Genomic DNA, 25062 nt, shown 5'->3' on the forward strand with positions numbered 1-25062 from the left:
CCTGTTACTTTGTGTCATTACCCGGCAAACTTATTTCCTATACTGGCGGAATGGCTGATCCGATAATTCGGGTTGAAAACCGCGGTGTGGCGGTCTTTCACAGGAATATAAGTAAGCGATGCACTATCTCGTTGTTGCACTGCTGTTACTATTGGTAGTGGCACTTAGCTTGATTGTCGCGCGCGTTCTGCCTTTCCCGATTCCCCTACCTCTTATTCAAATCCTCGGTGGAGTTCTTCTGGGGACCTTGTTTGGTATAAAAATACCACTAGACCCAGAAATATTCTTTTTGCTTTTTATTCCGCCATTACTCTTTCTGGCGGGATGGCGCATTCCTAAAGGGGCCTTCTTTCGAGACCTGGGTTCAATCATTACTCTTGCCGTGGGATTGGTGATTTTTACTGTTGTGGGGATGGGTTTTTTTATCACCTGGTTGTTACCGATTATGCCAGTTGCCATGGCTTTTGCATTGGCAGCAATACTCGCACCTACGGACCCTGTGGCAGTATCTGTCGTGCAAGGGGGGAATAATATCCCACCAAGACTGGAACATATTCTTGCCGGAGAGTCTTTGTTTAATGATGCCTCTGGGCTGGATATTTTTCGCATTGCTTTGACTGCGGCTTTGACAGGTAGTTTTTCTTTTTCACAAGCGATAAGTGGTTTTTTCTGGGTTGCCATAGGCGGAGTAGTCATTGGTGCCGGAGTGGCTTTTATTTGCGGTTACCTGTTGCGCTGGTTGGTCAATCTCAGTGGTGAGGATACGGCTATTCAGATATTGGTAAGCCTGCTGGTGCCTTTTGCTGCTTATCAGGCCGGTCAGAGTGTTGGTGTATCGGGAATTCTCGCTGCCGCGAGCGCGGGAATTGCTACACATTACACCAGCCTGCATAGTTCGGAAAAATCCACCACGCGTATGGATCGTCGCGCGGTGTGGAGTACGGTGCAAATTGTGCTCGATGGCATTATTTTTGTATTGTTAGGTGAACAGTTAGTGCGTCTTATCGATGCGGATACTAGCTGGGCCCGCGATGTCGGGCTCGCAATGATGTCGTTGTATATCCTGGCAATTTTCGTTGTTTTAATGTTATTGCGATTTGTTTGGGTTTGGGTGTCGCTTTACCTATCACGTTTTCGTCGCAATATTCCCTCTTTTTCCACCCAATTTACATTGGTTAGTGTTTTGAGTGTGGCCGGTGTGCGAGGGGCTATCACTCTGGCCGGGGCATTTTCTCTACCCCTGTTAATGCCCGATGGTTCGCCCTTACCGGGCCGCCAAGCGGCTCTGGCAATTGCTATGGGAGTGATCCTGATATCACTGTTAGTCGCCAGTATTGCCCTGCCCTTTTTTCTCAGGCGTCTACCAGATACTCCTCACATGGCAGCAATTGGCGATGAGAGAGGGGCCAGGGTTTCTGCCGCTAAGGCCGCGGAACAGCGGTTAATCGGTCTGCGCAAAGAAATAGATGGACACTGGAAGAATAAAGAGGTCGCCTATGAGGCGATTGATCATCTGCTTGAAATATACCGCCGACGAATTATCAACGGTGACGATGAGGCTGGTGAGACAATTTGGATACGCGCACGTGTGGAACGAAAATTTCGTCTGGAGGCACTTGCCGCAGAGCGGCAACGTCTTTTGGAGTTACGTGTTCACCGAGAAATTGATGATGAGTTGCATAGAAAATTAGTGCTAGAAGTTGACCTGGTTGAAGCGAGCCTTATTTCCAAGGAATAGATTTTGGTGGGAAATTTTTCTGTAGTTTTTACTAATTTAGTGATCGCGATTCACTTAGATAGAGATATACCAAATAAATAGGTCGACTTGGTGATGAATGGCTATCGACTTATAGTTTAGTTAGAGAAAATCATTTAACTTTCGGTAACTATAATGCCCCTAGCAGGTAAGGTATTAATAATTTTGGGCGATCAATGAACATTGGCTTTTTCATGGCACAGTGTTAAATAACAGCCCCGCTACTGGCCAGTAAGCACCTGATTTAAACGGCTATCAAATTATTATTGCTGCAAGAAAATATGCTGACCTGAATAGATTTATTCTAAAAACTAAAAGTCCAAGGGTAATTGTCTGTACACCCCAAAATTCTCTAGGGCTTTTCCGTTTCCAGTTTGGCCTCTTCCCAGTAATGATCCAGGTGTAGATCCTTGTCGCGACGGTCCTCTTGCAGGGCCTGTAGGAGTTGTTCGCGATAAATACGACTCTGGGCGATATGCTGCGCCTCATCGCGCCAGTAGGGAAATAATGCCTCCAGCATACGCTGGTCGTGCTGTTTAAACTTGCGTGCTGCCCGGCGCGCTTGCAGGGGGCTGAGTCCCAGAAGCTCCAGAGCTTTTTCACCTATTGCCAGGGCCGGGTCTACCGTCTCGCGGAAAATATATTTTACCCCAGCCTCCATCAGTGCATATTGGTGCATACGGCTGCGTGCCCGCGCGAGAATCTTTAGGTGGGGAAAGTGTTTTTGCAGTTGTGCGACGATCTCCAGAGACGCGGCCTGATCGCTCAAGGTGAGTATTGCCAGGCGTGCATTGGCGGCCCCGGCGGCGCGCAGGAGATCTTCCCGCGTGGCATCCCCATAATAGGCCTCAATGCCATAGCGACGTACCAGATCCAGCTGTTCGGCGTTGCGCTCCAGCAGGGTGGTGCTAAAACCACAGGCATTGAGCAGGCGTCCGGTAATCTGGCCGAAGCGACCATAACCGATAATGATGACCGGTGAATTGGAATCTAGCGGTTGTTCGTGCTCGACCGCCTGTGGGGCTCCTGGGCCGACAAGGAATCGCGGTTGGATAAATTTTTCAAATACCAGCAGTAATATCGGTGTGAGTGCCATTGTCAGTGCAATCAGCGCCACCAGCAGGCTGCTCGCCTCGGTGTCGAGCACCTGGATTTGAGTAGAAAAAGACACCAGCACAAAGCCAAATTCCCCCGCCTGAGCCAGGGACAGAGCGAACAACCAGTCCTCTCCCTTGGACATGCGCAGAAAGCGCGCCAACAGGAACAGGACGGCAAACTTAACCAATACCAGGGCTATTACCAGGCCGAACAACAGCAGCGGGTTCTGAGCGATTTGCGCGAAATTCAGGCTGGCGCCCACGGCGATAAAGAAAAGCCCCAGCAGCAATCCTTTGAAAGGCTCAATATCCGCCTCCAGCTCGTGGCGAAACTCACTTTCCGCCAACAGGACCCCGGCGAGGAAAGTGCCGAGAGCGGGTGAGAGATCGAGCCAGCTCATTACCGCCGCAGCGCCGAAGACAATTAATAAGGCGGTAACGGTAAACATTTCGCGCACTTGGCTGCCGGCGACCAGGCGTAACAGTGGGCCCAGCAGGTAGCGGCCGGTGATGGCGAAAGCGGCAATGGTGCCGATGACTGCGGCGGCGTATTGCCAGCCCTCCATACCGCTGGAGGACGATTCGGCGGGGGTGCCTGCGAGCAATGGCAGTAGGGCGAGAATGGGAATAACTGCGATATCCTGTAGTAGAAGGACCGCAAAAGCACTGCGCCCGCCCTGAGTCTTGAGAAGCCCTTTTTCGCTAAGGGACTGCAGTACAATGGCGGTGGATGACAGGGCCAGGATCAAGCCGATCGCCACAGCGGTGGGCCAACCCATATCGAATAACCACAGTGCCATGCCGGCTACGGCGGCAGCGGTTAGTAACAGTTGCGCGCTGCCGGTGCCGAGAATGGCGCCACGCATTTGCCACAACTTTTTGGGCTGCATCTCCAGGCCGATCAAAAACAGCATCAGTGCCACGCCGAATTCAGCCACGTGCATTTCGTCCCTGGCATCTCCTACCAAGGCCAGTGCGCTTGGCCCAATGGCCACCCCGGCGAGCAGGTATCCGAGTACAGAACCCAGACCTAGGCGCGTAGCAATAGGCACGGCGATAACCGCAGCACCCATAAATATGACCGCTTCTACAAGGAAGTTTGAGTGTTCCATCGATCAATAATCGCTATTTTGCAGTAGGTCGCTGGTCGCTGGCGGACGTGCTTTCCGGCTCGGCAAATTCGCGGCTGCGACGTATTAATGGCGCTATGGTAGAGCCCTGTACCACAATAGAAAAGAGCACGACCCCATAGGTCATGACTACCCACAGATAGCGCAGATCCTGCTCTTGCACAAAAGCTTTGCCCGATGGAATTGACATAGCGAGGGCCAGAGCCAAGCCGCCTCTGAGACCGCCCCAGATAAGTATCCGGTTGGTATAGGGGTGATAGCGACGTCGCCTTTTCAGATACAGGAAGGGTACACCTACGGCCACTACCCGCGCCAACAGCACGATCACAATGCCTGCAACCATCAGCAAGTAATCTGCAGGGCGCAAATCAATGGTGATCAGGAACAGCCCCACCAATAGGAATAGTAAGCCGTTGAGGAAGTCCTCGGTGATATTCCAGAAATTATCCAATTCGTGTTGACTCACGCGGGAAAAGCCGCGTTCACGAGTGAAGTTACCGATGATTATGCCACTCACCACCATCGCCAGGGCGCCGGAGACACCGAGCAGATTGGCCAGTGAGAATCCCGCCGTGGGGATTACCAGAGTGAGCAACAGCTCCAGGCTGTGGTCGTCGGTGCAACAGATTAACCAGTGGAACAATCCACCGATAATCAGGCCAAGCAAAATACCACCGACAGCTTCTAGTGCGAACAGCTCCGCCACTGCTGGAACCGTCGGCTGGCCCCCTTCGAAAGCCACAGCATAAATTACTGCAAACACCACAATGCCAAAGCCATCGTTGAACAGGGACTCCCCCTCCACCTGAATGGAAACCTGCTCTGGCGCTTTGAGGTTTTTCATAATGGCCAGCACGGCGATGGGGTCGGTGGGGGAGATTAGCGCACCAAATAATAGGCAGTAGACGAAAGCCACCGGCATATTGATCAATGTCAGGAACCAATACAGCAGGGCACCGACTACAAAGGTGGAAATCAGGGTACCGACGATCGCCAACAGGCCAATTTCCAATTTTTGGTTGCGTAGTTCCAACAGGTCGATATGCAAACTGCCAGCGAAAAGCAGGAAACCCAGCATCCCTTTGAGCAGGATATCCTCCAGATTGAGCAGCGGCAGCAGCTGGTCCGCCCAAGTGCGCAACTCTACCACCCCCAATTTGCCCAGGCCGGTGACAATGAGCGACAGCGCCAGGGCCCCAGCCGTGATTGCAATGGTGGTTTGTGCACGCAGCACATACTGGTTTAGGAAGCCGAGAAAGACCGACACCGCGGCAAGAAAACAAAAGGTGTAATAGACTTCCATGCCGTGCGTGGACTCCAGGGATAAGAATTGCGGGGCTCTGCCCAGCCTTCAAAAGCAGCGACATGCAGCTTTTTTGGACGAAATTATCAGTTGGCGAGCGTGCCGTTATTGTAGTCGCGCAGGGGCCCGCCCGAGTTTCCCTGACAGGGCTCTGGGCACAGGGGTGTCTGTTGGAAACCGCCGGCTGCGCCCTGGTTGGGGGCGCGCAATTGTAACGGCTCCTCGGTGTGGCACAACCGCATTTTTGATTTATATCCACAACAACGCTGCCGTGCCTGCCGAAACTGTCATTTATAAACTTCTGGTTTGTCTGACAAGCAATGACACAGCAGGTTTCCCCAGTGGTTGAAATCACTGATGGCCCAGCCTTCCCTTCAAATGCGAGTTCCCAGCTACACTGGAGTCATCTGATGAAAGCGAATGCAGAAGCGCAAGAGAGAAGGCCGTGGCAAATCATCCGTGGTTATGTGATACCTCCAAACTGGTCGGGCGGGTATTGATGTCCTTACTATTTATCTTTGCTGGGTGGAACAAGATTGGCGGTTACAAAATGACCGAGGCCTTTATGGTATCCATGGGAATACCAGCCCTGTTGCTCCCTCTGGTGATTATTGTGGAGCTGCTTGGAGGCTTGGCGATATTACTGGGGTTCTTTACCCGCTTCTCCGCTGTGATTCTTTTTCTCTTCTGCCTGGCCAGTGCTTGGATGGTGCATTACTCCCCCGGTGATCCCAGTGAAATGACCAACTTTATGAAAAACATCACTATTGCCGGAGGCTACCTGATCCTTGCCTGCGCTGGGGCCGGTCGTTTCAGCCTGGATCATTGGATTCGCAAAAAATAGCGTCAACAGGCTGCGTGTTTACTGTGTGACTCATAGGTTCTCCAGCCCATCGCAGACGACCAGCGAACACACCCGATACTCGGGATGAGCACTTTGCAAATGCGCAGCTACACGGCCTGATGTCGCGCTATCCATTTAGGAGGATCACCGTGAAACTCTTCTACGCGCCTGGGGCCTGTTCCCTATCCCCACACATCGTCGCCTTAGAGGCGGGAATTGATCTGGATCTTTGCAAGGTGGATCTTAAGACTCATACCTTGGAAAACGGTGATGACTTTAATCGGATCAATCCCAAAGGCTATGTGCCCGTCCTGCAGCTTGAAGGTGGTGAGCTGCTCACCGAGGGCGCTGCGATCATGCAGTTTCTCGCTGAACAAAAGCCGGACGCTAATTTGGCACCGCCGATGGGCACTCTGGATCACTACCGAATGCTGGAGTGGCTGAACTTCCTCAGTGCAGAAGTTCATAAAAGCTTCCTGCCATTGTTTTGGAATGGCTCGGAGGAAGAAAAGGAAAAAGCTAAAGAAAAGATACTGCGCCGGATGGATTATATTGAAGAGCAGTTGCAGAGCGACTTTCTGCTGGGAGACTCCCTATCAGTGGCGGATACCTACCTCTATGTCATTATCCGCTGGCTTAAGGCTCTGCATTTCGATATGTCGCGCTGGCCCAGACTGCAGGCATTTCAAGGGCGTATGGAAGCGCGCCCGGCGGTTCAGAAGGCTCTGAGAGAGGAAATAAACCAGGCAGCCTAATTTCGAAAGTATGTATCAGCGTGGAGTGATGCGCCTGGTAATCGGTATATCCGATTCTATTGGATTGCGCGCCTGAGCGATGACCAATGAGGAGAACAGAGCTACCACCGCGCAGGCGAACATGGACCCGGCGATAGGAACCAGTGTGCCTGTGTGCAGACTACTCACCAGCCCGCCGAGTACCCCACCGGTGATAAAAATTGTGGCGCCATAGAGGGCGTTAGCACTGCCGCTGATCTTGGGGAAAAACTCCAGGTAACAGGCGGCGGCGTTGGGCCCGGTAATCCCGATACAGCTCATCACCAGCACCAGTGGCACCATCCACAGGGCCAATTCTCTGATGCCTGTCATAGTACCCAGTAACAACAAACCACAGCCGAGCATCTGTAAGGTAACGCCCACCAGCAAAATATTGCGTGGCTGGAACAGATTGAGCAGGCGGATATTGACCTGCACCATGCAGATCAGCCCCAAAATACAGGTGCCAAAAAACAGTGGGAAGTGGCTGGGACTGACATTGAAGTAATCCATAAATACAAAGGGTGCAGTGGTGATATAGATAAACATCGAGCCACTAACACAGGCCTGGGTAGCGAGAAACCCGAGGGCGCGGCGGTTACGTAAAACCTGGCCATAAGTAGAGATCAGGGAGGCCAGCGGCATTAACTGGCGCCGTGCGCGGGTGAAACGGGATACGGTTTCCGGTAGCAGTAAGCGCACCAGTACCAGCATGGCGATGGCGTACAGCAACAGAAACACAAAAATGCTTTGCCAGCCTCCCATCGTTAGCAGCAGCGAGCCTAATACCGGGGCAATCAGGGGGGCGATCAACATAATAGTGCTGATCATGGAGATAATTTTGGCGGCCTCACGTCCACTGTGCAGATCGCGCACTATGGCCGCGCAAATCACCGTCGCGAAACCACCTCCTATTGCCTGCAGAAAACGCAGGATGATCAATTGATCGACATGGTCGGCAAACAGAATCAGCAGCGAACTGACGATATAAATACACAGGCCGATAGTTCCCACCAGCCGTCTTCCCCAGCGATCCGAGAGCGGCCCACCGAAGAGCTGGCCGAGAGCAAAGCCCAATAAAAAACTGGAAACCGAATACTGTACCCGCTCTACCTCCGTATCCAACGCCCCCGCCATGGCCGGTATGGCCGGCAAGTAGCTATCGATGGAAAACGGCGTCAGGGAGACCAGAGCCGCCAGCCATACCACCAACCAGCGCGGTGCCTTTTGTTCAGCGGATAAAGCGGTGGATGTCATGGAATTGCTCTGGGACGTTTTGGGGCTCTTGTTGGCGGTGACAATAAGCAGGCATGCTAAAGGGGCGCGACACCTTATCTAGTGCCGCATACCTGAGAGGCTCCCTCAGTGCTTGTCTTCCCGCAATGTGTACAGGCCCTGTTTTAATTTCAATAAATGTTCCTGCAACTGGGGGCCTTTGCGTTGGGCCACGCCAATGGCGAGTACATCGATCACCACCAGGTGGGCGATCCGCGAGGACAGCGGCGTATAGATCTCGATATCCTCTTCCACATCGACTTCTAGCGGGATACTGGCCTGCTGTGCCACGAGTGAGCCACTGGGTGCTAGGCCGATCACCAGAGCCCCCTGCTCTTTCGCCATACCCATGGAGCGCAGCAAAGCCTTGGTTCGCCCGCTCTGCGAGATAGCCACCACCACATCGCCGGGTTGCATGGACATGGCCGACATATTCTGGATGTGGTGATCCGAGTGGGCCGCGGTGGCCAGTTGCAGGCGGAAGAACTTGTGCTGGGCGTCGGCGGCCACCGCACCGGAGGCGCCGAAGCCAAAGAATTCGACCCGTTTGGAGGCGGCGATGGCAGTCACTGCGGCTTCCAGGGCGCGGTCGTCAATGCGGTCGCGCACCTTCAGCAGGGTATCTACGGTGGAGTCGAATACCTTGCGCTTGTACTCGGCGATGGTGTCGGTCTCAGTCACCGCAATCTGGCCGAAACTGGGGCTTGAGGCCAGCTGTTGCGCCAGGTTCAGCTTAAACTCCTGAAAACCGGAACAACCCACGGCGCGGCAGAAGCGCACCACTGTGGGTTCACTCACCTGGGCCTCGGTGGCCAAATCGACGATACGCATATGAATGATTTCGTCGGGATTGGCAAGAATATACTCCGCCACCTTGCGCTCAGATTTGCGCATGGATGATAGCTGTTCGCTGATTTTTTGCGTGACTTCCGCCGGTTTCACAGGACTACCTTCTCTATGCCAGATGCCGCAGTTTAGCCGCTGAGCCCTCTGCTGGCGAGCGGCTTGGCATTGTCAGCCGGGACAAAATCCTGTTTATTTACACAGGTCTCGCACAGCAGCTCTGGTACAATCTTCGCCCATGGACGTATCTCAGATTTTAGACCCCCTTAACGACGCCCAGCGCGAAGCGGTAGCCGCCGCGCCCGGCAATCAATTGGTTCTGGCCGGTGCCGGCTCGGGCAAGACCCGCGTGCTGGTGCATCGCATCGCTTGGTTAATGCAGGTGGAAGGCGCTTCGCCCTACTCCATTATGGCGGTGACATTCACCAATAAGGCCGCTCGCGAGATGCGCGCAAGAATTGAGGAGCTACTGGGGGTAAATACCTTTGGTATGTGGGTGGGGACCTTCCATGGCCTGGCTCACCGCCTGCTCAAGGCCCATTGGCAAGAGGCCAAGTTGCCGCAAAACTTCCAGATTCTGGATTCCGACGACCAGCTGCGTTTGATCAAGCGGGTACAGACAGACCTGGGCCTAGACGATAAGAAGTGGCCACCGCGGGAGACCCAGTGGTGGATTGGTGCGCAGAAAGACGAGGGCCTGCGCCCGCAATATATCAATGCCGGCGCCGACCCCTGGCTACAGACCATGGTGCGCATCTACTTCGCCTACGAAGAGGCCTGCCAGCGCGGCGGACTGGTGGATTTTGGTGAGCTGCTGCTGCGTGCCCACGAGCTCTGGCTGAATAACGACGCTATTCTCGCCCACTACCGTCGGCGTTTCCCCTTTATTCTGGTGGATGAGTTCCAGGATACCAACACCATCCAATATGCCTGGCTGCGCCTGCTCGCCGGTGAGGAGTGCCACATCACAGCCGTAGGGGATGATGACCAGTCCATTTACGGCTGGCGCGGCGCCAAGATTGAGAATATCCAGCACTTTTCCTCAGACTTGCGCGAAGTGCAGACGGTGCGACTGGAGCAAAATTATCGCTCCACCTCCACCATATTGAATGCGGCCAACGCGGTGATCGCCAATAACAGCGGCCGCCTGGGCAAGGAGTTATGGACCAAAGGTGAGGAAGGCGAACCCATTGCCGTCTACGCCGCCTATAACGAGCAAGATGAATCGCGCTTTATTGTCGAGCGTATTAATGATTGGGTGCGTGATGGCAATCGCCGCGACAGCATCGCTATTCTCTACCGTTCAAATGCCCAATCTCGGGTGCTCGAAGAAGGCCTGCTGCGCGAACAGGTGCCTTACCGTATTTACGGCGGCCAGCGCTTCTACGATCGTCTGGAAATCAAGAATGCCCTTTCCTATCTGCGCCTGATCAGCAACCGCGATGATGACACCGCCTTTGAGCGGGTGGTGAATACCCCCACGCGCGGTATCGGTGCGCGCACCGTGGAAATGGTGCGCTCCTATGCCCGCGAACAGGGCTGCTCTATGTGGCGGGCGGCCAAGCTCATGTTGCAACAGCGGGTTCTGGCTGCGCGCGCCGGCAATGCCCTTCAGAACTTTTTGGATCTGGTCAACCATTTGGCTGTAAATGCCGAAGATAAAGAACTGGATGCCATCGCCGAGGATGTGATCGAGACCAGTGGACTGCTGGAATTCCACGGTAAAGAAAAAGGTGAGAAGGGGCAGACGCGGGTGGAAAACTTAAAGGAGCTAGTGACGGCTTGTCGCTCCTTTACCGGTGTGGATCTGCCCGAGGGCGAGGAAGATGAGGAGGAGATTCCCCTGCTCAACCAATTCCTCGATAGCGCTGCCCTTGATGCCGGTGAAGGCCAGGCGGATGAGTTTGAAGATGCGGTCCAGTTAATGACCCTGCACTCCGCCAAGGGCCTGGAATTTCCCCTGGTATTTATGGCGGGTGTCGAGGAAAACCTCTTCCCGCACAAGATGTCCGCGCAGGAGCCCGGTCGCATGGAGGAAGAGCGACGTCTCTGCTATGTGGGTATTACCCGCGCCATGCGCAAGTTGTACATTACCTACGCAGAAAACCGCCGTTTGTTTGGCAGTGAGACCTATAACAGCCCGTCTCGCTTTATCGGTGAGATTCCGCCTAATTTGGTGCACGAAGTACGCCTGAAAACTGAAATTTCCAGGCCACTCTACCAAGCGGACTACGGTAAGGTGGGTCAGTTCTCTGATCCGGCCCCGGATTTCGATGACCTGCCACCACTGGCCCTGGGCGGTCGAGTGGAGCATTCAAGGTTTGGCGAAGGCACCGTAGTGCAGTTCGAGGGCAATGGTCCACGCGCGCGGGTGCAGGTCAATTTTGATGATGCCGGAAGTAAATGGCTGGTGGTGGCTATGGCTAAGTTGCAGCCCTTATAAATTGTTTGCTTTGGTAAAAACCGGGACACATTAAAGATATTTTTCTACAGTGGTTTTGGTTTTTGTCAAGGTTTCGAATATTAAAAAAAGATCATTAATCGATGATCAGCGCCATAAAAAAGATAATTAAAAGCGATGAAAAAAGTTAATTGGTACCCCGCTATTATTTTGGGCCTCATCGCCCTGCTGGTTATTACCTTTGCCGCACTGGTCACTTCCCGTGCGGCACAGGGGCCAGCACAACACTTTTCTGATACGGACAATAAAGAATTGTTTGAGTGGAAGCTGGTTACCACCTGGCCAAAAAATTTCCCCGGCCTCGGCCAGGCACCGGAACGCTTCGCAAAAAATGTTGAGAAGATGTCGTCCGGCCGTCTCAAAATTAAAGTTTATGGTGCGGGTGAGCTGGTGCCGGCACTGGGTATTTTTGGCGCGGTATCTGAGGGTGCTGCACAGATGGGGCATGGTGCCGCCTATTATTGGAAAGGCAAGATTCCAGCGGCCCAGTTTTTTACCGCAGTGCCTTTTGGCTTAAACGCCCAGGAAATGAATGGCTGGCTGCATCACGGTGGCGGTTTAGAACTTTGGACGGAGATTTATGAACCGTTCAATCTGATTCCCCTGGCTGGTGGCTCCACCGGGGTGCAGATGGCGGGTTGGTTTAATAAGCCGATTAATTCCGTTGAGGATTTACAGGGCCTAAAAATGCGTATTCCCGGCCTGGGAGGTGAAGTTTTAAATCGGGCCGGCGGCACCGCTGTGACGATTCCTGGTGGTGAACTTTATACTGCGTTGCAAACTGGTGTCATTGATGCGACCGAATGGGTCGGTCCATATAACGATCTTGCCTTTGGTTTCCACCAGGTTGCCGAGTATTACTACTATCCCGGCTGGCATGAGCCTGGCTCGATGATGGAATTTATTGTCAATAAAAAAGCTTTTGAAAAATTGCCGAAAGATTTGCAAGTGATTGTGCGGGTTGCAGCCCGCGAAGCAAATCAGGATATGTTGGATGAATACACAGCGCGTAATAACCGCGCCTTGCGGGAGCTGGTGGAAGAGCACGGGGTGAAGGTTAGACGCCTGCCAGACGATGTACTTTCACACCTGAAGAAAATCAATACGCAAATTATGCAGGAGACCGCAAACAAAGATCCGGAATTTGCACGCATCTATAAGGCCTTTAAGGACTTTGAACGTGATGTGCGGCCCTATCACCAGATTAGTGAAGAGGCTTATTACCAGGCGCGAGCGCTGGATGAAGAGAATGATGATGGACTAAAAGCGGCATTGAAGGGAAACTGACTTAAGGCAGTTTCCCTTCAATAATTGTCATGGATAGCGACTAAGGCAGCGGCCTGGTATGTCCTCTATCGTCAATAGCGACAAAAACAAACTCACCTTCGGTGACTTTTACCTGCTCACCGGAATCCACCCGCGTCAGCCATACCTCAACCATCGTCCTGATAGAGGAACGCCCTACCTCAATAGCCTCGGCATAGCAGCTGACTGTAGATCCAACCGGTACCGGACGTAAGAACACCATGCTGCCTACCGCGACGGTGGTTACCCTACCGCGTGCGATACTCTGTGCCAGGATCGCACCGGCCAGATCCATTTGTGACATCAGCCAACCGGCGAATACGTCTCCCTGGGGATTGGTATCACGGGGCATAGCCAGGGTTTGTAAGGTTAGCGTGCCTGAGGGTTGCGGGTTTTCATCAAGGGCTGAAAGTGCGGACATCGACTGCTCACAGATTGTTAGAGTTATTGGTTTCCACCTGGGGAAAGGTGGCGCATTCTAGCACAAATTGCATAGTAATTAGCCAATCTTCATTCACTTGCAAGTAGATAGTTTTTAACTCTTAGCCGGGAACATCCCGGCCACTTCTACAGTGACCGGGAGACAGTTGGGCAGGGGGCTATAGCGCTTCTACCACCATAAGGTTGTCGTCTGGGTTTTTATCAATCATTTTGATGTAGGGATCAATACCGGCGATGCCCGGTTTGCCCTCCACTTCAAATTCCAGCGTGGTGGTCTGTTCGCTGATCTCCTGTTTGGCGAAATAGAGCACATTGTCGGGATTAGAGTTCTTGTCGGGATCTTCCTTGAAAATGGCGACATCTATCCAGTTTTTTATTAGAATTTCCTGCTCTTGTCCTTCCCCATCAGCCTCGAGCTTGTGGGCTTCAAGCTCCAGCAGAACACGATAGTTTCCATTCTCTAAAAGCTCGGAGGTGGCCTTTGCGACTTTTAGGTCAAATAAAACCACCCTTTCCAACATATCGGTGATCAGTTCCTGCTGAGATGCTTCGGCGTGCGCCCGCAGTTTCGCTACCAGATCCATACTGGTGGGATAGGGGTCACTGGAGAAGCCCTTCTCTTTCAGCAATGAAGCCAGGGCTGAATTGACGGCATCCTCACCCATGGCGTCCTTGAGGGCATACATAGCCACAGCACCCTTTCGGTAATGGATGTACGGTTGGTCCTCATTGCGATTTAAAGGAAGCTCTTCGAGTAATTCAGTCCCCCGTGCGCTCAGGTAACGATCCAGCTCATACTTGAGGAAGCGACGAATTTTTTCCGGGCCGTATTCCCGCTCCATAACCATTAGGGCCGAGTATTGGGCCAGGGTTTCCGACAGCATAGTGGCGCCCTGCACATTGGCTCCGATTAACTGATGTGCCCACCACTGGTGTGCCACCTCGTGGGCGGTCACGTAGAAGACGTAATCAATTTCATCCGGGTCCCGCAGGTCAGCGATAAAGCCGATGGATTCTGAGAAGGGCACCGTATTAGGAAATGCCTGTGCAAAAGTCTCATAGCCTGGAAATTCAACGATACGCAGTTGGCGGTATTGATAGGGGCTAAAAGCCACTGTGAAATACTCCAGGGACTTCTTCACGCTTTCAATCATGCGGTCCACGTTGTAGTCGTGGGGCTTATGATGGTAGACCTCAATGGCGACATCCTGCCACTGGTCTTTGACCACGGTGTAGTCCGCAGAAAGGTAGGAAAAGAAGTTGTGAATCGGGGCATCCATTTTGTAGTGGAAATAATGGCGCTTCCCCTCCTGCCAGTCTTTTTGCAGATAGCCAGGTGCCAGCGCTATTTGCCCAATAGAGGTGCTGACGGTGGTTTCAAAATTGATCCAGTCGGAGTCACCGCGCAGATAGGATTCTCGATAGTGATCTTTGTCCTCCAGTTTGGGCATACGCTGCGGCGGCGGCAGGTCGTGCTTCTTGCGCAGGTGGCGATCGGTTAACTCCATATTGTTGTTGTAACCGATAAAGGGCAAGGCTTCATAGTTGTTAAAGAAAGTGCCATTTTTCACCAGGGTGGTGGAGGAGCCGGAATTCATAAAACCGCGATTGATCCTGCTCAAGTCAAATTCCAGCGTGAGGGATTCGCCAGGCTCCAGGGGCTGTGTCAGGTCGAAGAAATAGTGGCCAAAGCGTTCATCCTTTTCGCGCAATTTGGCCTGACTCAGGGATAACTGGTTAACCGTGAGGCCGCGATCCAGCCCGATAACTACCTCGTTGATAGATTCATTGCGTTTGTTAACCAGAAAGTAACGTCCGCGTACCTCGTAACGGCGCTCTTCGGGGAAGATATCCACATCCACGTTGACATCAGTGATATGTGGTTCTGGCTTGTCTTCCAGGGCTTTGTACTTTTTCTCGTAGTCTACAGCCAGTTGCTCTCGATCCTTACTGGTTTCGTAGTTATTGAGGATATTGGTGTTGTAGAAAATAAAGGTTCCACTGCCGATAAACAGTAGTAAGGCCGTGGTGGCAGCCATACGGCTGGGTAGCCCGAGCTGGAAGCGCAGGGCTTTGATTCTGCTGAGTAGTGGGGCCAGGGTGCCTCGCTGCCAGAGTCCATAACTCAAAATCGCTAATATCAAACTGAAGCAGGCCCAGTAAAACGCAAACCAGGCCCGACCCTGCTCAAAATGCCCATAGCCATTCATATCGGAGTAAGGCGCGTTATTCCAACCTGCAAACTGATAGAGATTGTGTTCGAAGCCCAGACTACCGAGCACAATAGTACTGATTAGGTAAGCCACCATCAGTAACATGGCCAGGAATTTATTGCGGGTGATTACCTGGACAAAAATAGAGAGGATCGCCATCAGGTAGAAAGGCATCGCGAACTGATACCAGAGGCCATAAAAATAGAGCCCAGGTTCCAGGGTGGTGTATCCCTTGCCAAGCTGCACGGCGATAGTGGTGAGCATACTGGCAATCAATATACCGGCCAGAACCACCAGCATCGCGATGAATTTACTCGCTACAAAAACCCAACTTGGTGTTGGCACCGCGTCCATGATTTCGTGGCAGCCAGCCTGGCGTTCGCGCCATACCAATTCGGCCCCATAGTAGATCAGGATAATCATCATGATCAGGCCAAAAGCGCCCTCTATCAGGTTCACCATAGAGCGCGTTACGGGGTATACCGCAGTACCAAACCAAGCTTCCAGATTGATTGATGCTCCGAGTACATTGAGAACACCAATAGCCAGGATTACCCAAAAGGCCAGGCTTTTTACTACGGCTTTTACTTCGAAACCACAGCGTACCCGGAACTGCTGCCAAATAGTGGCTGTGCCAAAAATAGGGGTGATTCGCGGTAGAGGTTTGTTGTAACGAGGTTCTTCTTCAGTCTGGGATTCAGTTGCGCGACGGCGCGACCAGAATGACTTTCCTTCGACAAAGGAAAAACGGCTGTAGCCTAATCCTAAGATTAACAGGCTGGCCCCCAGCCATATCACGCGATTGGTAAGAAACTCACCCTCCAGGGCAATCATGGAAGTATTGCGGTCGAAGGCGGTCCAATAACGGGTGGCATTTTCGAAGGCTGCGAAGCCGAAGGGGTCTGCCAGTGCGGCGATACTGCGATAGGCGGGTTCATCCATCAGCCCTTGGCTGGTGAAATAGAGTACCAGAAAGGCAATCAGTCCCAGGTAGGTGGCCATCATGCTGCGAGTTATGGCTGCCAGACTGAAAAACATTGCACTGCAAAACAGCATGGTGGGAAGGATAAGTACAAACAGTGTTTGCAGGTAATGGGATAGTTGGGTTGGGCCCAATCGCTCCGGGTCTAACCAGGGCATCCAAGAGCCTATCAGCATACCCAAAGCTGCTGCTGAAAATACCAGAAAAGCGACTGTAAAGGAGCCAGTGAAGCGCCCCAATAAATAGTCCCGCTTAGTAACAGGAGTGCTAAAGACGATACCATCCATTTTCATGTCGCGATCTCGCAATACCGGATTGGCTGCGAATGCGGCAGTAATAAAAATACTGAACAGGCACATAACCAACAGGGTTTGCATGATGGCGAAAGGCGAATTGATCAGGGTACTGCCTCCACCGCCCCCGATCTGTATATTGTCGATGGTGGTCGCGCCGAAAGTCAGCAGAAAAAATACCAGACTCGTGACATAAAATACCGGCTGGCGCAGCTGGTAATGAAATTCAAACTTAGCAACAGATATAAACATATCGATATCCTCCCCCGCTTTAAGCGGCGCTAGCCACTCGAGCTTTTTCATTGCTGAATAAGGTGGAGAAGTAGACATCTTCCAGGTCGGGCTGCAGCTGCACGAACTTTTCATCCGGTTGGGAATTTGCTAATACATGTACAACATGGCGGCCGGCTAATAGGCGGGTAGAAATCACATCGAACTTATTGCGGCATGTTTCCAGCTCTGATTTATCGACGATGCGTCGCCACACACGCCCTTGCAATTTAGAGGTCAATTCTTCGGGTTTGCCCTCTGCGACAATTTTGCCTGCGGCGAGAATGGCCATATTGGGGCATAGATCGGCAACATCCTCCACGATATGGGTGGAGAGTATTACCACCACGTTTTCACCGATTTCGCTGAGCAGGTTATGAAAACGGTTGCGCTCCTGTGGATCGAGGCCGGCTGTGGGTTCATCGACAATAATCAGGCGCGGATCACCGATCAGCGCCTGGGCAATGCCGAAGCGCTGACGCATGCCCCCAGAGTAGCCGCTCAAATTTTTCTTGCGATCGCGAAATAAATTGGTCTGATGTAGTAATTCAGCAACCAGCTCGCGGCGTTCCTTGCGATTATTGATACCTTTGAGTACCGCCATATGATCGAGCATATCCTCGGCACTGATTCTCGGATAAACGCCAAAATCTTGAGGTAGATAACCCAGTGTGCTGCGTATTTTCTGAGGGTTGGTGACCACATCAATTCCATCAAAACTGACGGAGCCACTATCTGCCATTTGCAGGGTGGCGATGGTGCGCATTAATGAGGACTTACCGGCTCCGTTAGGGCCGAGTAACCCAAACATACCCTTTGGAATATCTAAGTTGACATTATTTAGGGCGTGTACGCCATTTTCATAGGTCTTGGAAAGATTGGTGATTTTCAACATATTTAATTCCCTTTTACTGTTTATTATCTGTTTTTATTTATTTTCAACATCGATAGCCCAAATACTCCACGGATGAAATAGTGGTGATAGTCACTGCTTTAATATCAATGTAACAAGAGGCGATGATAAAAAGAGGGACAGCAAGGTAGATTGAAAGTTTTTAAGGGCGAAGAGTTTTTAGTGGTGATGCCGCTAATTAGTGTATTTGTACCCAGAGACAGAAAAGAAACCGGTACTGCGGAGCCGGCCTCTCTTTAAATTGGTGTTCAAGTAGTGCTTGTAAAGGTTATTGCTGAACAACTCCCGGAAGCCAAGTTACCAGAGCAGGCCAGAGTGCCAATAAACACAATATCAGCAACTGAATAGCGATAAATGGCATAACGCCGCGATAGATCGCGGAGGTGGCTACTGAGCTTGGTGCAACACCGCGAAGATAGAAGAGCGCAAAGCCAAAGGGCGGTGTAAGGAAAGAGGTCTGCAGGTTGATTGCAATCATAATTCCCAGCCATACCGGGTCTAAGCCCATTGCCAGCAGAACCGGCCCGACGATGGGCACCACCACAAAGGTAATCTCGATAAAGTCGAGAATAAAACCGAGCAGGAAGATTACCAGCATCACCAACAGTGTTGCGCCGACAACACCTCCGGGCAGGTTGTGGAAAATGCTGGTAACTAACTCTTCTCCACCGTAACCGCGGAAAACCAGGGAAAACAGTGAAGCGCCAATGAGGATGGCAAAAACCATTGCACTTATCTGCAAAGTGCTGCGACCCACCTCCCCCGCTTGTGCCCGGTGCAGAGCGCCACGGCGGTAAGCCAGCAAAGCTGCACCGAGGGCACCCACGGCAGCTGCTTCTGTGGGCGTCGCAGCACCGGCAATAATCGATCCCAGCACCAACAACATCAGAGCGATAGGGGGGAAAAGGCTGCTGAGTAGGGGCCAAACTTCCAAAGATACCTGTTCAGTAGCCGGGGTCTTGGTCGATGGGTGGCGCGCCACGAGCAACAGGTAAAGGATGTAAGCTGCCACTAGCAGCATGCCTGGGATAATGGCGCCGATAAACAGATCGCCAACGCTAACCGGCTTGGGATTAAAAACACCCGCAGACAGCTGTGCCTGCTGGTAGGCGTTGGAGAGAGTATCCCCAAGTAGAACTAGCGCAATAGATGGAGGGATGATTTGCCCGAGGGTGCCGGTGGCACAGATGGTGCCGGTGGCGAGTTTTGGGGAGTAGCCCTGTTTCAACATGGTGGGCAGGGACATCAACCCCATAGTCACTACGGTGGCACCCACAATACCGGTACTAGCCGCCAGAAGTGCGCCGACCACTACCACGGAGATGGCCATACCTGCTGGCGCACCCATAAACACCTTGGTCAGATTGACCAGTAAGTCTTCGGCGATCTTGGCTCTCTCGAGAATCACTCCCATCAGGACAAAGAGAGGCACGGCCACCAAAGTGCCGTTTTGCATAATGCCGTACAGGCGATCGGGGAAGGCGCGCAGAAGTTCTGCATCAAAAGCACCATACACGATACCCAGGCCGGCGGTGATTAGGGCGGTACCGGCCAGGGTGAAGGCCACCGGGTAGCCGAACATCAGTAGTCCGCAGACGGCGGCAAACATCAGCAGTGGAACCAGCTCGATCATACCTCGGCTTCCTCTACCTGTTTGAGGCGTTGTGGACTCGCTACAGCTTCGCTCGCTGGGCTGGCAACTTCCATCAAGTGCAATAGAGCGCGTATAAATTGGGAGGTGCCGGCGAGGCCGAGGGTCAGTGCCGCGAGGGGAATCAGGCTTTTCAGTAGGAATACACCGGGAAGGCCACCGGCATTGGCGCTCTCTTCAAGCACTGACCAGCTGTTCATAACAAAGTGCCAGCTGCCCAGCAACATAAAGGTACAGAGTGGTAACAGAAATAAGAGAAAGCCCACAGCATTAACCCAGGCCCTACCCATGGGGCTCATGCGACGATAGAAAACATCGACACGCACATGGGCGTCAGTTTGCAGGGCATAGGCCAGCCCCAGCATAAAGGCGGCACCGTGTAGATAGATCACGGATTCCTGCAGTGCGATAGAACCACTGTCGAACAGGTGGCGCAGAGCTACGACGCAAGATTGCAGTAGGACCATAGCCCAGGTAAACCAGGCGAGCAGGTGGCCGGTGCGACTGGACAGACTCTCCAGCGCACGCGCTCCACGCATCAGAAATGGCATGGGGGCTTCTCTCTTTACATCTTATTGTTATCTCGTTTGCATGCAGGTTACCGCTTTGCCTGCTCTGGCACCAGCGGGGCAAATTTCAGGCTGTAACCTTTTTGTCATGTTTTATTCATAGAATCGTCATCCGTTGTTCCTAGCATCGCCGCGTGAAATAAAAAACACTCATCGGAGTTACACATGAACAAGCAAATTCTGGCTACTTCCCTGGCGGCACTGACCCTCGCCACTTCTCAGGTGGCTCTGGCGGCACGCGACTACATCAGCGTTGTCGGTTCCTCCACTGTTTACCCATTTACCACCACTGTGGCGGAGCGTTTCAGCCGTGCTACCCAGTTCAAAACTCCGGTAGTTGAATCCACAGGTACTGGCGGCGGTATGAAGCTGTTCTGCCAGGGCGTAGGTGAAAGCACTGCGGACATCACTGGTGCTTCTCGCCGCATTAAGCAGTCTGAGCTGGAGATGTGTAACGGCAACGGCGTTGATGTTGTGGAAGTACAGATCGGCTACGACGGCATCGTGCTGGCCAACGCTAAGAAAGCGACTCCTTTTAAGGTATCCCGCAAGGACATCTTCCTGGCCCTGGCTAAAGAAGTACCGAACCCGAACGGCTCTGAGACTCTGATTGCCAACCCTTACAAGACCTGGAAAGACGTAAACCCAGCACTGCCCAACACCAAAATCGAAGTTCTGGGCCCGCCCCCCACTTCCGGTACCCGTGACGCATTTGCTGAGCTGGCAATGGAAGGTGGCTGCAAGACGTTCGACTGGATCGCAGCCATGAAGAAAGAAGACAAGAGCGCTTACAAGGCGATCTGTCACAATCTACGTGAAGACGGCGCTTATATTGAAGCTGGTGAAAACGACAACCTGATCGTCAACAAGCTGGTTGCAAACCCGAATGCCCTGGGTATCTTCGGCTTCAGCTTCCTCGACCAGAACGCCGACAAAGTTCAGGGCTCTTTGATCGAAGGTAAGGCTCCGACTTTCGACTCTATCGCCGATCAGAGCTACCCGGTTTCCCGCCCACTGTTTATCTACGTGAAGAAGGCGCACGCCGACGTAGTACCGGGCATCAAGCAGTTCCTGGCAGAGTTCACCAGTGAGCGTGCCTGGGGTGATGAAGGCTACCTGGCCGATAAAGGTATGATCCCGCTGCCCCAAGAGAAGCGCCAGCAGGTAGCCACTGATGTTCGCAAGCTGAACGCCTTGGGCAATCTCGCTGCGAAATAAGTTTATCCTGGAGTAGTACAGTCAAAGGGAATTGACGGCCAAGTCCGAGAGGGCTTGGCCGTTCTTTATGAAAGCCAAGTGGAAACACAGGGAAAAGTCGGGATAATGCCGACGTCGACATTTTTAGCACGGTAACTCAATGCAAACCCCCACACTGTTCGCCCTTTTGCTGCTGTTAATACTGGTGGCCTACGGTACCGGCTTTAGTCGTGCACTGAGTGCCGCGCGCAGCCGCGGAGGCCTGCGCAATCTATCGTCATTGCCCAGTTATCACGGATTATTTGCCGCCCTCTGGTGTGGTTTGCCGGCGTTGTTACTGTTGGGAGCCTGGCTGGTTTTTGACGATGCCATTATCCGCTCCATGGTGATGCACAGCATTGCCGATAAGCCCGATACCATTGCAGGGCAGAACCTGCTTTTTGCTCAAATTCAAAACCTCGCTGCCGGCCATTTGGTGGGAGAACCGTCCCCGCAGTTACAGTCAGCGGCGGAGCACCTCAGTCAGTTGCGCAGTAACTCCAATACGCTACAGGCCTTTTTAAGTGTTGTATTGGCAGTGGGTCTTGGTGCATTTGCGTTGCTGCGTTTTTCCCCGGAGCTGCGTGCCCGTGAAAAGGTGGAAAAAGTCCTGCGGGCCATTTTGATTACCTGCGCCTGCGCCGCCATTTTTACCACTGTGGGTATTTTATTTTCGGTACTGTTTGAGTCGCTGCGCTTTTTCCAGTCGGTGCCGGTGACTGAATTCCTGTTCGGCTTACATTGGAGCCCGCAAATGGCTCTACGTGCCGATCAGGTTGGCTCCAGTGGTGCCTTTGGTGCAGTGCCCCTGTTTACCGGTACCTTGATGGTCTCAGCGATTGCCATGTTCGTGGCGGTGCCGGTGGGCCTAATGGCCGCTATCTATTTGGCCGAGTACGCCAGTAAAAGTGTACGTAATGTGGCCAAGCCGGTACTGGAAATTCTTGCCGGTGTACCGACTGTGGTTTATGGCTTTTTTGCAGCGCTGACCGTCGCCCCGTTTATTCGCGACTTGGCTACCTCTATTGGCCTACAGGCCTCCAGTGAAAGTGCTCTGGCAGCCGGGCTGGTAATGGGAATTATGATTATCCCGTTCGTCTCTTCCCTGTCTGACGATGTCATTAATGCGGTACCACAATCCCTGCGCGACGGCGCTCTGGGACTTGGATCGACCCAGTCGGAAACCGTGCGCAAGGTGGTGATTCCGGCAGCTTTGCCGGGAATCGTCGGCGGTGTACTGTTGGCGGTATCCCGTGCAATTGGTGAGACGATGATCGTGGTAATGGCTGCTGGCCTCGCCGCCAACCTGACTGCAAACCCTCTGGAGTCGGTGACTACCGTTACTGTACAGATCGTGACGCTACTGGTCGGCGACCAGGAATTTGACAGTCCCAAGACCCTGGCCGCGTTTGCGCTTGGTCTGATGCTATTTATCTCCACCCTGGTGCTGAACTTTATCGCCCTGCACGTAGTGAAAAAATACCGGGAGCAGTATGACTAACCTTACCCAGACGCAGGTTCGCGAGCGCATCGAGAAACGCCTCGCCAGCCGTCATCGCAAGGAAAAAATGTTTCGCGGAATGGGTATTGCCAGTATCGCCTTCGGTGTACTCGCGGTAGTCATTCTGTTCAGCGATATTATCAGCAAGGGTAGCGGTGCCTTTGTACAGACCGCCATTGAGCTGGAAGTACACTACGATGCGCAGGTGCTCGGTATTGATAAAGTCGATGACGAGAGCCTTGCCTGGGCCAACTTCTCCGGAGTGATCCGCGAGGCGCTGCGCGAGCGTTTCCCCTCCGTGACTGGCCGCAGTGACAAGCGCGAACTGTATTCACTGGTCTCCTCTGGAGCGCCCTTCACTCTGCGCGATCGCCTGGCCGCAAACCCGCAGCTGCTCGGCAAGAGCGAGAAAGTGTGGTTTGCCGCTGACGACGATGTGGATACTTTTGTTAAAAGTCTGAAGGATTCTAAAGAGGGCTTCCGCGGCCGCACCTCAGAACAGAAAGCCGGCTGGATTGAACAATTACTGGATAGCGGCGAACTGAAGAAGCGTTTTAACACCACCTTCTTTACCAATGGTGACTCCCGTGAGCCGGAGCAGGCCGGTATCCGTGCGGCATTAATGGGCTCATTGTTTACGCTGTTGGTGACCTTGGCACTGTCTTTCCCAATTGGTGTAGCCGCCGCCATCTATTTGGAAGAATATGCGCCTAAGAATCGTTGGACCGACCTGATTGAGGTGAATATCAACAACCTCGCGGCGGTACCGTCTATCGTATTCGGCCTGTTGGGATTGGCGATCTTTATTAACTTCTTTGAGCTGCCGCGCTCAGCCCCGCTGGTCGGTGGTTTGGTGCTCACTTTGATGACACTACCAACGATTATTATTTCCAGCCGTGTAGCTCTGAAGGCTGTGCCGCCTTCGATCCGCGAAGCGGCGATGGGCATGGGTGCCTCGCGTATGCAGGTGGTATTCCACCATGTGCTGCCGCTGGCTATGCCCGGTATGCTCACTGGTGCGATTATTGGTATGGCTCAGGCCCTGGGTGAGACCGCTCCCCTGCTGATGATCGGTATGGTCGCCTTTATTGTGGATGTGCCCGGTGGAGTTACCGACCCGGCCACTGTGCTGCCTGTGCAGATTTTCCTTTGGGCGGACAGCCCGGAACGCGCCTTTGTGGAGCGCACCTCCGCAGCCATTATGGTGTTGTTGAGCGTATTGATTCTTATGAATGCCAGCGCGGTAATGCTGCGCAAGAAACTTGAGCGCCGCTGGTAACAGAGCGCGGATAATCGGAAAACGGGATTATTTATGAGTACCATGACCCTGGATGCCGCTGGACATGCTGAAGCGGTGCAATCCGAACTGACCGGTGAAAAAATGGCAATCAGCCAAGCCGCGGTGCGGAAAACTGTGGGCCAGCCCTTCTCTGACACCGCCAAGTTGCGCATGCGCAATGTAAATGTTTTCTACGGCGAAACCCAGGCTATTCACAACGTAAGCCTGGATATCGGTCGCAACGAAGTTGTGGCGATGATCGGCCCATCCGGTTGTGGTAAGTCCACCTTCCTGCGCTGCCTCAACCGCATGAACGACACCATTGAAGGCTGTCGGGTTGACGGCGAGTTGAGCCTGGATGGCGATCCTATCTACGGTCCCAAGGTGGATGTTGTACCTCTGCGCGCACGGGTGGGCATGGTGTTTCAAAAACCCAACCCCTTCCCCAAGTCCATCTATGAAAACGTGGCCTATGGCCCCAAAATCCACGGAATCGCCAGCCGCCGCGCCGACCTGGATGAAATCGTGGAAAACAGCCTGCGCCGCGCCGGCCTCTGGGATGAGGTCAAGGATCGCCTGGATAAACCGGGTACCGGCCTGTCTGGCGGTCAGCAGCAGCGTCTGTGTATCGCTCGTGCTATCGCGGTGAGCCCGGAAGTTATCCTGATGGATGAGCCCTGCTCCGCCCTGGACCCGATCGCCACTGCGCGTATTGAGGAGCTGATCGACGAGTTGCGCGAGAACTACACTATTGCCATCGTGACTCACTCGATGCAGCAGGCGGCCCGCGTCAGTCAGCGCACCGCGTACTTCCACCTGGGGCACCTGGTTGAAGTCAACGATACTGAAACCGTGTTCACCAATCCGGAGCACGAACTAACCGAAGCCTATATTACCGGCCGCTTCGGCTGAGCCAGTTTTGCTCCG

General features: G+C 53.1%; 18 protein-coding genes. 9 read left to right on the forward strand and 9 right to left on the reverse strand.

The genetic code is table 11. The features are described 5' to 3' along the window. The first annotated feature begins 118 nt into the window (after positions 1–118). Positions 119–1738: a Na+/H+ antiporter gene (locus LC073_RS04545; RefSeq protein ID WP_226643986.1), complete on the forward strand. Its 1620-nt coding sequence runs from the start codon at positions 119–121 to the stop codon at positions 1736–1738. 370 nt (positions 1739–2108) lie between these two features. Here LC073_RS04545 and LC073_RS04550 read toward each other — a convergent pair whose 3' ends face one another. Continuing rightward, a complete protein-coding gene (locus LC073_RS04550) occupies positions 2109–3965 on the reverse strand; it encodes a monovalent cation:proton antiporter-2 (CPA2) family protein (RefSeq protein ID WP_226643989.1) in 1857 nt (618 codons plus the stop codon). A gap of 13 nt (positions 3966–3978) precedes the next feature. Next, on the reverse strand, positions 3979–5286 hold the full coding sequence (locus LC073_RS04555; protein ID WP_226643992.1) for a cation:proton antiporter: 1308 nt from the start codon (positions 5284–5286) through the stop codon (positions 3979–3981). 445 nt (positions 5287–5731) lie between these two features. Between LC073_RS04555 and LC073_RS04560 the strand changes: the two genes are divergently transcribed. Together LC073_RS04560 and gstA are read left to right on the forward strand one after the other, a co-directional pair. Then, positions 5732–6130 (forward strand): DoxX family protein, encoded by a 399-nt coding sequence (locus tag LC073_RS04560; RefSeq protein ID WP_226643995.1) that lies wholly within the window; start codon positions 5732–5734, stop codon positions 6128–6130. A 149-nt stretch (positions 6131–6279) separates the two neighbouring features. After that, positions 6280–6885: a glutathione transferase GstA gene (gstA, locus tag LC073_RS04565; protein WP_319004705.1), complete on the forward strand. Its 606-nt coding sequence runs from the start codon at positions 6280–6282 to the stop codon at positions 6883–6885. 15 nt (positions 6886–6900) lie between these two features. Here the strand turns inward: gstA and LC073_RS04570 are convergent, their stop codons facing one another. Further along, entirely contained in the window at positions 6901–8160 is a 1260-nt protein-coding gene (locus LC073_RS04570) for a multidrug effflux MFS transporter (RefSeq protein WP_226644002.1), read from the reverse strand. Between the two features lie 105 nt (positions 8161–8265). Then, the gene (hexR, locus tag LC073_RS04575; protein ID WP_226644006.1) at positions 8266–9120 is read right to left on the reverse strand and encodes a transcriptional regulator HexR; all 855 of its coding nucleotides are present in this window, start codon (positions 9118–9120) and stop codon (positions 8266–8268) included. A gap of 139 nt (positions 9121–9259) precedes the next feature. Here hexR and uvrD point away from each other — a divergent pair, with 139 nt between their 5' ends. Then, positions 9260–11464, forward strand: a complete 2205-nt coding sequence (gene uvrD / locus LC073_RS04580) for a DNA helicase II (protein ID WP_226644008.1) — start codon at positions 9260–9262, stop codon at positions 11462–11464. Between the two features lie 135 nt (positions 11465–11599). Then, positions 11600–12769 carry a TRAP transporter substrate-binding protein gene (locus LC073_RS04585; RefSeq protein ID WP_226644011.1) on the forward strand — a complete coding sequence of 390 codons (1170 nt, stop codon included), beginning with the start codon at positions 11600–11602 and terminating at the stop codon, positions 12767–12769. Positions 12770–12809: 40 nt separating this feature from the next. Here LC073_RS04585 and LC073_RS04590 read toward each other — a convergent pair whose 3' ends face one another. The 5 genes from LC073_RS04590 to LC073_RS04610 form a co-directional block, all read right to left on the reverse strand. Further along, the gene (locus tag LC073_RS04590; RefSeq protein WP_226644014.1) at positions 12810–13208 is read right to left on the reverse strand and encodes an acyl-CoA thioesterase; all 399 of its coding nucleotides are present in this window, start codon (positions 13206–13208) and stop codon (positions 12810–12812) included. Positions 13209–13386: 178 nt separating this feature from the next. Further along, entirely contained in the window at positions 13387–16968 is a 3582-nt protein-coding gene (locus LC073_RS04595; protein ID WP_226644017.1) for an ABC transporter permease/M1 family aminopeptidase, read from the reverse strand. Between the two features lie 19 nt (positions 16969–16987). Continuing rightward, entirely contained in the window at positions 16988–17881 is an 894-nt protein-coding gene (locus tag LC073_RS04600) for an ABC transporter ATP-binding protein (RefSeq protein WP_226644018.1), read from the reverse strand. A 286-nt stretch (positions 17882–18167) separates the two neighbouring features. Continuing rightward, the gene (locus LC073_RS04605; RefSeq protein ID WP_226644021.1) at positions 18168–19532 is read right to left on the reverse strand and encodes a TRAP transporter large permease; all 1365 of its coding nucleotides are present in this window, start codon (positions 19530–19532) and stop codon (positions 18168–18170) included. Further along, positions 19529–20101 (reverse strand): TRAP transporter small permease subunit, encoded by a 573-nt coding sequence (locus LC073_RS04610; protein ID WP_226644024.1) that lies wholly within the window; start codon positions 20099–20101, stop codon positions 19529–19531. Before LC073_RS04610 ends, LC073_RS04605 begins: the two co-directional genes overlap by 4 nt. 183 nt (positions 20102–20284) lie before the next feature. Here LC073_RS04610 and LC073_RS04615 point away from each other — a divergent pair, with 183 nt between their 5' ends. The 4 genes from LC073_RS04615 to pstB all read left to right on the forward strand — a co-directional run bounded on the left by LC073_RS04615 (position 20285) and on the right by pstB (position 25047). Further along, positions 20285–21337: a PstS family phosphate ABC transporter substrate-binding protein gene (locus LC073_RS04615; protein WP_226644026.1), complete on the forward strand. Its 1053-nt coding sequence runs from the start codon at positions 20285–20287 to the stop codon at positions 21335–21337. Positions 21338–21476: 139 nt separating this feature from the next. Beyond that, positions 21477–22856: a phosphate ABC transporter permease subunit PstC gene (gene pstC / locus LC073_RS04620; RefSeq protein ID WP_226644027.1), complete on the forward strand. Its 1380-nt coding sequence runs from the start codon at positions 21477–21479 to the stop codon at positions 22854–22856. Continuing rightward, on the forward strand, positions 22849–24135 hold the full coding sequence (pstA, locus tag LC073_RS04625; RefSeq protein ID WP_226644029.1) for a phosphate ABC transporter permease PstA: 1287 nt from the start codon (positions 22849–22851) through the stop codon (positions 24133–24135). The genes pstC and pstA overlap by 8 nt, the downstream gene beginning before the upstream one ends. A gap of 102 nt (positions 24136–24237) precedes the next feature. Then, positions 24238–25047, forward strand: a complete 810-nt coding sequence (gene pstB, locus LC073_RS04630; protein ID WP_413231431.1) for a phosphate ABC transporter ATP-binding protein PstB — start codon at positions 24238–24240, stop codon at positions 25045–25047. Positions 25048–25062: the final 15 nt, after the last annotated feature.

The organism is Microbulbifer variabilis (assembly GCF_020524905.1).
Lineage (GTDB): Bacteria > Pseudomonadota > Gammaproteobacteria > Pseudomonadales > Cellvibrionaceae > Microbulbifer > Microbulbifer variabilis_A.

Coding starts and splice junctions, on each gene's coding strand:
- LC073_RS04545 (WP_226643986.1), top strand. CDS start 119: ATGCACTATCTCGTTGTTGCACTGCTGTTACTATTGGTAGTGGCACTT.
- LC073_RS04550 (WP_226643989.1), bottom strand. CDS start 3,965: ATGGAACACTCAAACTTCCTTGTAGAAGCGGTCATATTTATGGGTGCT.
- LC073_RS04555 (WP_226643992.1), bottom strand. CDS start 5,286: ATGGAAGTCTATTACACCTTTTGTTTTCTTGCCGCGGTGTCGGTCTTT.
- LC073_RS04570 (WP_226644002.1), bottom strand. CDS start 8,160: ATGACATCCACCGCTTTATCCGCTGAACAAAAGGCACCGCGCTGGTTG.
- uvrD (WP_226644008.1), top strand. CDS start 9,260: ATGGACGTATCTCAGATTTTAGACCCCCTTAACGACGCCCAGCGCGAA.
- LC073_RS04585 (WP_226644011.1), top strand. CDS start 11,600: ATGAAAAAAGTTAATTGGTACCCCGCTATTATTTTGGGCCTCATCGCC.
- LC073_RS04590 (WP_226644014.1), bottom strand. CDS start 13,208: ATGTCCGCACTTTCAGCCCTTGATGAAAACCCGCAACCCTCAGGCACG.
- LC073_RS04595 (WP_226644017.1), bottom strand. CDS start 16,968: ATGTTTATATCTGTTGCTAAGTTTGAATTTCATTACCAGCTGCGCCAG.
- LC073_RS04600 (WP_226644018.1), bottom strand. CDS start 17,881: ATGTTGAAAATCACCAATCTTTCCAAGACCTATGAAAATGGCGTACAC.
- LC073_RS04605 (WP_226644021.1), bottom strand. CDS start 19,532: ATGATCGAGCTGGTTCCACTGCTGATGTTTGCCGCCGTCTGCGGACTA.
- LC073_RS04610 (WP_226644024.1), bottom strand. CDS start 20,101: ATGCCATTTCTGATGCGTGGAGCGCGTGCGCTGGAGAGTCTGTCCAGT.
- LC073_RS04615 (WP_226644026.1), top strand. CDS start 20,285: ATGAACAAGCAAATTCTGGCTACTTCCCTGGCGGCACTGACCCTCGCC.
- pstC (WP_226644027.1), top strand. CDS start 21,477: ATGCAAACCCCCACACTGTTCGCCCTTTTGCTGCTGTTAATACTGGTG.
- pstA (WP_226644029.1), top strand. CDS start 22,849: ATGACTAACCTTACCCAGACGCAGGTTCGCGAGCGCATCGAGAAACGC.
- pstB (WP_413231431.1), top strand. CDS start 24,238: ATGGCAATCAGCCAAGCCGCGGTGCGGAAAACTGTGGGCCAGCCCTTC.